This window comes from Microlunatus aurantiacus, assembly GCF_039536605.1.
GTDB classification, from domain to species: domain Bacteria; phylum Actinomycetota; class Actinomycetes; order Propionibacteriales; family Propionibacteriaceae; genus Microlunatus; species Microlunatus aurantiacus.
In genome coordinates this window covers 64,463-75,650 of the sequence record NZ_BAAAYX010000026.1, presented here as the reverse complement: position 1 = coordinate 75,650, position 11,188 = coordinate 64,463, and the positions used below count along the sequence as shown (strand labels likewise).

At 71.9% G+C, this 11,188-nt stretch carries 10 protein-coding genes; 8 read left to right on the top strand and 2 right to left on the bottom strand.

Annotated elements, in window-relative coordinates:
• Window positions 1-44: 44 nt before the first annotated feature.
• A complete protein-coding gene (locus tag ABD714_RS21365) occupies window positions 45-1,373 on the bottom strand; it encodes an ABC transporter substrate-binding protein (protein WP_344814481.1) in 1,329 nt (442 codons plus the stop codon).
• Between the two features lie 160 nt (window positions 1,374-1,533).
• Here ABD714_RS21365 and ABD714_RS21360 point away from each other — a divergent pair, with 160 nt between their 5' ends.
• From ABD714_RS21360 to ABD714_RS21340, 5 genes are all read left to right on the top strand, one after another.
• Window positions 1,534-4,368, top strand: coding sequence for an alpha-L-rhamnosidase (locus ABD714_RS21360; protein WP_344814480.1), 2,835 nt, complete (start codon window positions 1,534-1,536; stop codon window positions 4,366-4,368).
• Between the two features lie 196 nt (window positions 4,369-4,564).
• Window positions 4,565-4,666, top strand: coding sequence for a 30S ribosomal protein bS22 (locus tag ABD714_RS21355; protein ID WP_002550589.1), 102 nt, complete (start codon window positions 4,565-4,567; stop codon window positions 4,664-4,666).
• A gap of 26 nt (window positions 4,667-4,692) precedes the next feature.
• Window positions 4,693-5,730 (top strand): NAD-dependent epimerase/dehydratase family protein, encoded by a 1,038-nt coding sequence (locus ABD714_RS21350; RefSeq protein ID WP_344814479.1) that lies wholly within the window; start codon window positions 4,693-4,695, stop codon window positions 5,728-5,730.
• On the top strand, window positions 5,723-7,225 hold the full coding sequence (locus ABD714_RS21345) for a lysophospholipid acyltransferase family protein (protein ID WP_344814478.1): 1,503 nt from the start codon (window positions 5,723-5,725) through the stop codon (window positions 7,223-7,225). Before ABD714_RS21350 ends, ABD714_RS21345 begins: the two co-directional genes overlap by 8 nt.
• 18 nt (window positions 7,226-7,243) lie before the next feature.
• Entirely contained in the window at window positions 7,244-7,576 is a 333-nt protein-coding gene (locus ABD714_RS21340) for a hypothetical protein (RefSeq protein ID WP_344814477.1), read from the top strand.
• 8 nt (window positions 7,577-7,584) lie between these two features.
• Here the strand turns inward: ABD714_RS21340 and ABD714_RS21335 are convergent, their stop codons facing one another.
• A complete protein-coding gene (locus tag ABD714_RS21335; protein WP_344814476.1) occupies window positions 7,585-8,502 on the bottom strand; it encodes an HAD family hydrolase in 918 nt (305 codons plus the stop codon).
• Window positions 8,503-8,608: 106 nt separating this feature from the next.
• On the opposite strand from ABD714_RS21335, the gene ABD714_RS21330 reads away from it, so the two are divergent.
• The 3 genes from ABD714_RS21330 to ABD714_RS21320 are packed head-to-tail and all read left to right on the top strand — an operon-like array spanning window position 8,609 to window position 11,116.
• On the top strand, window positions 8,609-10,147 hold the full coding sequence (locus ABD714_RS21330; protein WP_344814475.1) for a class I adenylate-forming enzyme family protein: 1,539 nt from the start codon (window positions 8,609-8,611) through the stop codon (window positions 10,145-10,147).
• Window positions 10,140-10,406 carry a glutaredoxin family protein gene (locus ABD714_RS21325; RefSeq protein WP_344814474.1) on the top strand — a complete coding sequence of 89 codons (267 nt, stop codon included), beginning with the start codon at window positions 10,140-10,142 and terminating at the stop codon, window positions 10,404-10,406. The genes ABD714_RS21330 and ABD714_RS21325 overlap by 8 nt, the downstream gene beginning before the upstream one ends.
• Window positions 10,406-11,116 (top strand): ASCH domain-containing protein, encoded by a 711-nt coding sequence (locus ABD714_RS21320; protein ID WP_344814473.1) that lies wholly within the window; start codon window positions 10,406-10,408, stop codon window positions 11,114-11,116. The genes ABD714_RS21325 and ABD714_RS21320 overlap by 1 nt, the downstream gene beginning before the upstream one ends.
• The last annotated feature ends 72 nt before the right edge of the window (window positions 11,117-11,188 follow it).

Sequence of the window (11,188 nt, the reverse complement as noted above, 5' to 3'; positions counted from 1 at the left end):
CGAGCACGACCCGGCGACGAGGACACCCCGTCACCGGGAGCTCATCACCAGCCGTCGAGACCCAGCTGCTGGGCCTGCTTCTTGACGTCCTCGTCGTAGAGGGCGGCACCTTCCTTGCCGGACTTGATGCCGGAGCCCACCTCGACGGTGATCTGCGACAGGTTCGGTCCCTTGATGGGGGAGACGAACTCCAGGGCCGGCGACGACTGACCGTCGTCGAGGTACTTCTGCACGTCCTTGACCATGTCCGGGACGTCGGCCGGCAGCTCGCAGGTCGAGACGTACGGACCGGTCACGGTGTTGATCTCGTTCTGGATCGCGCAACCCTCAGGAGAGTTGATGAAGGCCACGAACTTCTTGGCCGCGTCGAGCTTCGCCCCCTCGGTGGTCTTGGGGATGTAGACCGCGTTGGGCAACCAGATGGTCATCTGGGTGTCCGCGGCGTCCGGCGCCGGCAGGGCGAAGAAGCCGATGTCGTTGACGTTGTCCTTGAAGTTCTGGTTGATCGCCGCGATCGCGCTGCTGAGCATCGGGTAGTGCGCCGCCGTCCCGGTGGCCACGGCCTCGATCCCGTCGTCGTACTTCGCCGACGCGAAGTTCTTGTTGAAGTAGCCGGACTCGAAGGCGTCCTGCTGGTTGTCGAAGCTCTGCAGAGCCGGCTGGTCGACGTACTTGCGCTTGTTGGCGGTGTACTCGTCGGCCCACTTCGGGTCCTTCTTGGCCACGTTGGCGAAGTCGCCCAGCACGAACAGCTGCGCGGTCCACGTGTCGCCGTAGGTCTGCTCGATCGGCGTGACCTTGCCGTCGGCCTTGATCTTGTCGTTGTTGGCCTTGAACTCCGCCCACGACGTCGGCACCTTCAGCCCGAGGTCGGCGTAGACCTTCTTGTTGTAGACCACACCGCCGGCCTGGGTGGTGCCGGTCGGCGCACCGTACAGCCCCTTGCTCGTGCTGACGACGACCTTGAACTCCTCGGGCAGGTCCTTGGCCCAGGCCTCGTCGGTGAGCGGGACCAGGTTCTGGTCGGGGTTGATGGCCTGGAACAGCGAGCCCGAGTTGTAGCCGAAGACGTCCGGCATCTCTCCGGTCGCGAGCTTGGTCTTGATCAGGTTGTCACCCTCGGTGCCGGCCGGCTGCGTCTCGACGCCGGCCTTAATGTCGGGGTTCATCTCGTTGAACTTCTTGGTCAGCGCCTCGGCGAAGGGCAGCGCGGTGCCGCCGCTGTCACCGATCAGGTACGTGATCTCGGTCTGGCCCTCGCCTGCGTCGGTGTCCCCGCCGATCTCGCCGACGGCGCAGCCGGTGAGTCCGAGAGAGAGTGCGGCGATCGAGCTCACCGCGAGGGTGGCGATGCGTCGACGGGATGTGGACACTCCTTACCTCCTTGTAAGTGACGTGCTCTGAATCTCCAGTGGGTGTTGAAACGATTCAGCGTCTGCGTTTAGAGTAGGGAGCGAGGCAGGGCCCGTCAAGCAAGAGTTCATAACTCATCTCTCAGGCACCACCCCGCCCAACGAGCGAAGGAGCCCGTACGTGTCATCCGCCAGCACCCCCGTGGCCATTCGGAACAGTCTCGTCGTCGAGGGGGTGAGTGCGCAGGCGCCGCGCGGTCTCGACGTCGTCGCGGAGGCAGCCCCCAGGCTGACCTGGCGAACCGTGACCGACGTGCCCGACTGGACCCAGCAGAGCGCCGAGCTCGAGCTGACCACCTCGTCCGGCACATCGACCGCGAGCGTGTCGGGAAGCGACTCGGTGCTGGTCGAGTGGCCGTTCACCCCGTTGGCACCCCGGGACGACGTCGTGCTCCGGGTCCGGGTCACGGGCAGCGACGGGTCGACCTCCCAGTGGAGTCGGCCGCTGCGCATCCGGGCGGGCTTCCTGGCCGAGGGGGAGTGGGTCGCCACGCCGGTCGGTCTGGCCCACCCGGCCACCGGGGCGCAGCCGGGCCTGGCCCGGACCGTGTTCGAGGTCTCCGGCGACGTCGCCTCGGCGGTCCTCTACGCCACGGCTCTCGGGGTCTACCAGGCCAGCGTCAACGGCACCGACGTCGACGACCAGGTCCTCAAGCCCGGCTGGACTCCCTACCAGTGGCGGCTCGTTCACGAGACCACCGACGTGACCGGGCTGCTCGTCCCCGGTGCGAACGTCCTGGGGATCCGGTTCGCCGGCGGTTGGGCCACAGAACGGTACGGCTTCCGTGGCCAGGCCGCGCCCTTCTACACCGAGCAGCCCAGCGTCGCCGGCCAGCTGGTGATCACCTACACCGACGGCACCCGGGAGGTCGTGGCCACGGACTCCGGTTGGCGGGCCGTCCCCGGTCCGGTGACCGCCAGCGGGATCTACGCCGGTGACGACCATGATCAGCAGCTCGAGCGGTCCGGCTGGGACCGGCCCGGCTACGACGACGGCGACTGGCCCGCGGTCACCGTCCGAGAGGCCCTGGTCACCCCGACCGCACGGAACTCACCAGTGGTGCGGCGGATCGAGGAGGTGGCGGTGCGTGAGGTGATCACCACCCCGTCCGGCCGCACCGTGCTGGACTTCGGCCAGAACCTGGTCGGGCGACTGCGGCTGACGGTGGACGGACCGGCCGGGACGGTGATCACCCTCAGGCACGCGGAGGTGCTCGAGCACGACGAGCTCGGCACCCGACCCCTCCGGCAGGCCAAGGCCACCGACACCCTGACCCTGGCCGGCGCCGGCCCGGTCACCTGGGAGCCGGAGTTCACCTTCCACGGCTTCCGCTACGCCGAGGTCGACGGCTGGCCGGGGACCTTCGACCCCACCGCCGTGACGGCGCAGGTGATCCACAGCGACATGGAGCGCACGGGCTGGTTCGCCAGCTCCCACGACCTGGTGGACCGGCTGCACGAGAACGTGGTCTGGGGTCTGCGCGGCAACTTCCTCTACGTGCCCACCGACTGCCCGCAGCGCGACGAGCGGCTGGGCTGGACCGGCGACATCCAGGTGTTCGCCCCGACGGCCTCCTTCCTGTACGACGTCCACTCCTTCCTCTCTTCCTGGCTGACCGACCTCGAGCTGGAGCAGCGGCACGCCGCCGGGATCGTCCCGTTCGTGGTGCCCAGCGTGCTGGCGGGCCGGGTCCGGCCGGCGGCGGCGTGGGGCGACGCGGCCACCGTGGTGCCGACGGTGCTGCACGAGCGCTTCGGTGACGAGCGGGTGCTGGCCGACCAGCTGGCCAGCATGCGCGCCTGGACCGACGTGATCGTCGGGCGCTCCGGCGAGCGGCACCTGTGGGAGGGGCAGTTCCAGTTCGCGGACTGGCTGGACCCGTCGGCCCCACCCGAGCGGCCGGCCGAAGCCAAGACCCATCCCGACATCGTGGCCACCGCGTACGTGTTCCGGTCCGCCGACCTGACCGCCCGGGCCGCGACCCTGCTGGGGGAGGCGGCGGTCGCCGAGACCTACGCCGCCATCGCCGAACGGGTCCGGCAGGCGTTCCTGGCCGAGTACGTGACGCCGGCCGGCCGGCTGGTCTCGGACGCCCAGACCGGCTACGCGCTGGCGATCATGTTCGATCTGGCGCCGGCCGAGCAGCAGCAGGCGCTGGGTGACCGGCTCGCCGAGCTGGTGCGTTCCGGCGGCTACACCATCGGCACCGGCTTCGTCGGCACGCCGATCGTGGCCGACGCGCTGACCCGCACCGGCCATCTGGAGACCGCTACCCGGTTGCTGACCCAGACGGCGTGCCCGTCCTGGCTGTATCCCGTCACCATGGGCGCCACCACGATCTGGGAGCGCTGGGACTCGATGCTGGCGGACGGGACGATCAACCCCGGCGAGATGACCAGCTTCAACCACTACGCCCTCGGTGCCGTGGCCGACTGGCTGCACCGCGTCGTCGCCGGACTGGCCCCGGCGACCCCGGGCTACGGCGTGATCAGGATCGCTCCGCAGCCCCTGACCGGCTTCGACTTCGCCGAGGCCCGGCACCTCACGCCGTACGGTCCGGCGTCGGTGCGCTGGGACCGGGACGGGGACCAGATCCGGGTCGTCGCCGAGGTGCCACCGAACTCCTCGGCCGAGGTGTCGCTGCCCGACGGGCAGGAGCTCACAGTGCGCTCGGGTCGGCACACCTGGACCTCGACCGTCGCGGTGGCCGACACCGGGCGCCCGGCGGTCTCGGTGGACATGACGTTGGCCGAGCTGGTCGACGATCCCGAGGCGTTCGCCGCGACCATCGGGGCCATCGCCGAGATCGACCCGGCCACGGCGGACGACCTCCGCCGACACACCGCCTGGCTGCCGGGCCGACAGGTCAAGGAGCTGTTCGAGCGCGTTCCCCAGGACGCCCGGGACCGCGTCGTCGGTGCCTTCGGCGCGCTCAACGCGAGTCGAGCGGGCTAGGCCGTCCGTCGGCCCACCCGCACGACGACGTCGCCGTGAGGTGGGCCGGGCGGCCCGTCTCGGTGGAGCGGCGGGCTTCGCTCAGGCGGTAACATGCGGTGTTGCTCGGGTCACCGGGCTCGGTTCTTGTCAGTCAACAGCGCCCAGCGGCACGGGTTCCCGGCCGCCCCGAGGGCACATCGAGAGGTTTTTCACTGTGGGTTCGGTCATCAAGAAGCGTCGCAAGCGGATGGCGAAGAAGAAGCACCGCAAGCTGCTCAAGAAAACGCGCATCCAGCGCCGCCGCGCAGGTAAGTAGGCGCGCGCCTCCAGGGGGTCGGCTCCATGTCGCGGGTCGTTCTGGTGACCGGGGTCTCGCGGGACCTCGGCGCACGGTTCGCCCGCGCCCTGGCGACCGACGAGACCCTGGACGTCATCGGCGTCGATGTGAGCCCGCCCCGGCACGACCTGGGCAAGGTGTCCTTCGTCCGGGCCGACATCCGCAACCCCGTCATCGGCAAGGTGATCAACAGCCGAGGGGTCGAGACCGTGGTGCACATGGCCATCGTGGCCAACCCCGGCAGCGGCGGACGTTCCTCCATGAAGGAGATCAACGTCATCGGCACGATGCAGCTGCTGGCGGCCTGCCAGAAGGCGGACTCGTTCCGCAAGCTGGTGGTGCAGAGCTCGGTGTCGGTCTACGGGGCGTCCCCCCGGGACCCGGTCAAGTTCACCGAGGACATGTCACCGCGGGTTCAGCCGCGCACCGGCTTCGGCAAGGACTCGCTGGAGATCGAGTCGTACGTGCGTGGGCTCGGGCGGCGGCGGCCGGACGTCGCGGTGACCACGCTGCGCCTGGGCAACCTGATGGGGGCCGGGGTCGACAGTCAGATGACCCGCTACCTCTCGCTGCCGGTGGTGCCGCGGGTGATGGGGTTCGACGCGCGGCTGCAGTTCCTGCACCCGACCGACGCGGTCGGTGCTCTGCTCGCCGTCACCCGGGAGGACCATCCCGGGACCTACAACGTCGGCGCGCCCGACATCGTGTCGCTGAGCCAGGCGCTCCGGCTGATGGGTCGGCCCACCCTGGGCCTCCCGATCCAGCTCGGCCCGGTGGTCGCCGGCCTGCTGCGTCAGGCCCGGCTGGGGGACTGGTCAGCGGACCAGATCGCGGCGCTCACGTACGGTCGGGCCATGGACACCACCCGGTTCGTGGCGGCCACCGGACTCAAGCCGCGGTTCACCAGCCGAGCCGCCCTCGAGGAGTTCGTCGGCGTGTCCACCCCCGGTCTGCTCAGCCCCGAACGGGTCGACCAGGTGCTGACGGGCGTCACCGGCCTCCTCGAGTCGGCGGGCCAGCGCGCGGGAGCGCGCCGTGGCTGAGGCGGAGATCATCCAGCTCGGCAGCCGGGGCAAGGCCGGACGCGGGTCCGGCAAGGCCCCGTCCGCCGCCGCCCGAGGACTCGCGCCCGGCAAGAGCCGCCCGCCGCGGGCCCGGACCCGTACGGCCACCGCCGCGGCCGAGAGCGCACCCGACGACCTCACCGCACCGCTCGTCGATCCCGTAGCGGTCGAGACCGAGGACGTCGACACCGCGCCCGCCGAGACGGTGCAGCCCGAGACGGTGCAGCCCGAGACGGTGCAGCCCGAGACGGTGCAGCCCGAGACCGGGCAGCCCGAGACCGGGCAGCCCGAGCCGGGGCCACCCGGTCACGAACCGGCCGACGACCGGGTCGATCCGGCCGGCACCGAGGACGCGATCGCTGACGACTTCGGCACCCCCGACATCGACGACGCGACCCGGGCCGCGGCCGGCGAACGCGCGGGCGCCGCCGCCGACGACACCGGTGCTCCGCCCCGGCGGCCGACCGGAGGTCACTCCGGTCAGGTGCCGCCCTCGGTGAACCTGACCGCGATGGTCACCGAGCTGGCCGGCGCCGTCACGGCCGCGCTCGGCGGGCTGCGGAGTCTGCCGGTGGAGCAGCTCAAGGAGCTCAGTCGCGACCCGCTCAAGGCGGCCTTCCTGCTGGCGGAGACCCTCGGGGTCGACTGGCAGGAGTCGGTGGAGGAGATCGTCGACTTCACCCGCTCCCGGATGAGCGGGCGCTACGCGATCGACGAGTTCGGCTTCGACCCGGAGTTCACCACCAAGGTGTTCCTGCCCATCCTGCGGCCGCTCGCGCAGAGCTGGTTCCGGGTGGAGGTGCGGGGGATCGAGAACCTGCCCACCACCGGTTCGGCCCTGCTGGTCTCCAACCACGCCGGCACCATGCCGTTGGACGGCATGGTGCTCCAGTCGGTGGTCTACGACGAGATCGGCCGGCACGTCCGGATGCTCGGCGCGGACCTGATCTTCAAGACCCCGTACTCCCACGACTTCGCCCGCCGGACCGGCACCACGCTCGCCTGCCAGGAGGACGCCGAGCGGCTGCTGGCCTCCGACCAGCTGGTCGCGGTCTTCCCCGAGGGCTTCAAGGGCCTCGGGAAGCCGTACGCGGACCGCTACAAGCTGCAGCGGTTCGGTCGGGGCGGGTTCGTCTCCGCCGCCGTCCGGGCCCAGGTGCCGCTGATCCCGATCTCCATCGTCGGCTCGGAGGAGATCTACCCGTTGATCGCCAGCGCACCCGCCCTGGCCCGCGCGCTGGGTGCGCCGTACTTCCCGATCACCCCGTTGTTCCCCTGGTTCGGCGTCTTCGGGATGATCCCGCTGCCCAGCAAGTGGATCATCCAGTTCGGCGAGGCGATCACCACCGACGAGCTGCCCCCCGGCGCGGCTGAGGACCCGATGGTCGTGTTCAACGTGACCGACCAGGTCCGGGAGACGATCCAGCACAGCCTGTACGCGCTGCTCATGCAGCGTCGCAGCGCCTTCTTCTGAGGCGGGGCCCTGTCCGCCGTGCTGGCCGTCCTGCTGCTCGCCCTGGCCGGGTGCACCGTGTGGGTGGTCCGGCGTCGGGGTGCTGCGGTGTCGGAGGAGGCACTCGGCTTCGTCGTCGTCGGCGCCGCCGGTCTCGCGCTGGTGGCTCTGGCCGTGCTGGTCCTCGGTGCCCTGTCGACGGTGCCGGGTCGGGCGGAGGGTCTGGCCCTGCTCGGGCTGGGCGCCTTCGTCGTCTACCTCCTGGCGGCCTGGGTGATGACGACCTGGCTGGAACGGCGCCCGGCCGACCACGGACCCGCGGGCCCGACCGCTGACCGCCTACCTCCGCCGGACCCGCCGACCACTCCCTGAGGTGCCGGTCACCCCTTGAGGTGTCGGCGGATGGCCAGCCCGGCCAGCACCGCGCCGGCGGTGGCGCCGACCGTGCCGGCCCCCAGAGCGCCCACTTTCACGGCCCGGCGGCCGGAGCGGTAGTCCCGGACCTGCCAGTCCTGCTCCTCGGCGTGGGCCAGCAGCTTGGCGTCCGGGTTGACCGCGCACGGGTGCCCCACCAGCGACAGCAGCGGCAGGTCGTTGTGCGAGTCGGAGTAGGCGAAGCAGCGAGCCAGGTCGAAGCCGTGCCGCTCGGCGAGGTCGCGGACGGCCGTCGCCTTGGCCGGGCCGTGCAGCAGCCCGCCGTCCAGCCGGCCGGTGTAGACGCCGTCCGCCACGTCGGCCTGGGTGCCGAGAGCCCCGGTGATCCCCAGCCGCGCCGCGATGATCCCGGCCATCTCCGCCGGTGCGGCGGTGACCAACCACACCTGGTGGCCCGCGTCCAGGTGCATCTGCGCGATCGCCCGTGTGCCCGGCCAGATCCTCGGGGCGATCGACTCTTCGTAGATCTCCTCGCCGGCCTGCTTGATCTCCTCGACCGTGTGCCCGGTGATGAAGCCCAGGCTGGCCGCCTGCGCCTCGGCGATGTGCTCGGGGTTCTCCTTGCCGATGAACCGGAAGTACGCCTGCAACCACAGCCCGCGGAAGATCAGCCGGGTGGGGAAGAAGTCACGTTGGTAGAGGCCCTTGGCCAGGTAGAACAGCGACGCGCCCTGGATCATCGTGTTGTCCAGGTCGAAGAACGCGGCCGCCTGGGGATCGGGTCCGATCAGCGGCTCGACCACCACCTCGGCCGCCCGGGAGCCGGGCTCGGGAGTCGGATCGGGTCCGCCGTCGGTCACCGGGTCCGGCCTGCCCAGGGTGCGGGCGGCCTCCTCGGCGGCTCCGTCACCCGTCGTCTCCACCTCACCCACCCTAAGCCGTACGCCGGTCGGGACCGGGTCCGAGGAGCCGGTGCGACGGCCGCTCCGAGCCCGGCGGGGCAGGGGCCGGCTGTGACAGACTCGACCCGTGGTCGCCACCGAGCCCGAGAACACGGCGGATCTGGGTGCGGACGGGGCGGGCCGCGGAGCTGTCGGACCACCACGGTCCGAGCAGGTCTCGCGGCTCAGCAACCTCTCCCAGCTCGTCACCGTCCAGGCCCAGCGTCGGCCGGACCGGCTGGCCGTCGTCGAACCCGGGGTCCGGGCCGTCACCTGGGCGCAGCTGGAGCGCCAGGTCGACGGCGTCGCCGCGGGCCTGGTGGCCGAGGGTCTGCTCGCCGGCCAGCGGATCGGTCTGGACGGCCCGAACGCGATCGCCTGGGTGGTGGCGTACCTCGCCGCGCTGCGGGCCGGGCTCGTGGTCGTACCCACCGATCCCGAGGAGTCGCTCCCGGACCGGGACGGCCTGCTCGCCGCGTGCGGGGCCCGGGCGGTGCTGACCACCCGCGCCGGCGCCGACGGGGAGCGGATCCCGTCGTGGGAGCTGAGCGAAGCCGGTCTCGCCGACCTGGCCACCACCACGGCCGCCGTGGCGACACCGCCGGACCGCGAGGCGCTGGCCGTGCTGGCCACCACGCTCGGCACCAGCGCCGACCGCAAGACGGTGATGCTCAGTCACCGCGCGCTGCTGGCGCACCTGGACCAGGTCAGCGGCTACGGGATCGTGGACGGCGACAGCGTCGTGCTCGGGGCGTTGCCCTTCTTCCACACGTACGGGCTGAACGCCGTGCTCGGCGTCTGTCTGGCCGCCGGTGCCCGGTTGGTGCTGCCCGCGACGTCCACCTGGGACCTGCTGACGGTGATCGAGGCGGAGCGGGTGGACAACCTGCCCATCACCCCCGGGATGCTCTACCGGCTGGTCCACGACGAGGACGCCGCGGTGCGCCTGGCCGGGGTCCGGACGGTCGTGGTCGGTGGTGCTCCACTGCCGTGGCGGCTCGCCCGGCGCTTCACCGAGCGCACCGGGCTCCGGGTGGAACGGGGCTACGGACTGACCGAGGCGTCCCCGGGGGTGACCACCACCGTCGGCGGGGAGATCCTCGGCCCGTTCCACGTGGGTCGGCCGCTGCCGGGGGTCGAGGTCCGGGTCGGGGCCGGGCTGGACCCGAGTGAGCCGGGCGAGATCTCCGTCCGTGGGGCGAACCTGTTCAGCGGCTACTGGCCGGACGGCCGTGGAGCCGTCGACGAGGACGGCTGGTTCGCCACCGGCGACGTCGGCTTCCAGACCGGAGAGGAGCTGTTCCTGGTCGACCGGACCCGCGAGATCGTCTCGGTCAGCGGTTTCACCGTCTACCCGAGCGAGATCGAGCAGTCGATCCGGCAGCTCTCCGAGGTCGAGGCGGTGGCGGTGATCGGGCGCGGCGCCGACGCCGGTGGCGGCCTGGTCGCGTTCGTCGCCGGTCCGGGTGTGACAGCGGAGCTGGTGGGCGACTTCTGCCGCCGGCTGCCGGTGTTCAAGCGCCCCACCGAGGTGCGCGTGGTCGACGACCTGCCCCGCGGCGTCACCGGGGCGGTGCGGCGGGCCGAGCTCCGTCGCCGGCTCGAACAGGAGGGACAGGATGGCTGACGTGGCGGGCGGGCCCCGGGTCGTGGTGCTGACCCGCGTCGGCTGCCACCTGTGCGACGAGGCGATCGCGGTCGTCGAGGCCGTCTGCGCCGAGACCGGTGACCGCTGGGCGACCCGCGACGTGGACGCCGATCCCGAGCTGCGTCGCCGCTACACCGACGAGGTGCCGGTGACCTTCGTCGACGGGGCCCAGCACGACTACTGGCGCGTCGATCCCGCGCGGCTGCGGGCCGCTCTGACCGGTTCCTCCCCGCGCTGATGCTGTTCACCGCAGCCACCCTGGACGGGCTGGCGGACGGTGCGGTGACGGCCACCTACCGACGGTGGACGACCGTACGGCCAAAGGTCGGCTCGCGGTTCACCACCCGCGCCGGGGTGGTGGAGGTCACCGGGATCACCCCGGTCGACGCCGAGGCGCTGAGCGACGGTGACGCGAGCGCGGCCGGGTTCGTCGATCGGGCCGCCCTGCTGCGCTGGCTGCAGAGGTCGGCCAGGGGTGCCCGGGACACCCGGCGGTCAGGGGAGGGCGCGCTCTACCGGATCGACCTCGCCCTGGCCGGTCCCGACCCCCGGGTCGCGCTGCGCGCCGACGACCGGCTGGAGGCCGGCACCGTGGTCGACCTGGCGCGCCGCCTGGACCGGATGGACCGGGCCGCCGACGCGCCCTGGACCAGAGCCGCCCTCCGGCAGATCTCCGCGCGGCCGGGAGAGGTGTCGACGGTGCTCGCCGAGGCCCTGGGGCAGGAGAGGTTCGCCTTCAAGACCCGGGTGCGCCGGTTGAAGGCGCTGGGCCTGACCGAGAGCCTGCAGGTCGGCTACCGGCTGTCGCCCCGGGGCGCGGCGTTCCTGGCCGCCGAGGAGGCCGCCGCCGACGGGGCCGCCGCCGACGGGGCCGCCGCCGACGGGGCCGCCGCCGACGGGGCCGCCGGCGAGGCCGCCGGTCACGGTGCGGACGGCGTACGGGGCTGAGGGGTGGCGCAGGCCACGTCCGACCGATCTGGCGTCGCCGGGTCGGCGAGATAGTGTGGGTCCGTTCGGCGA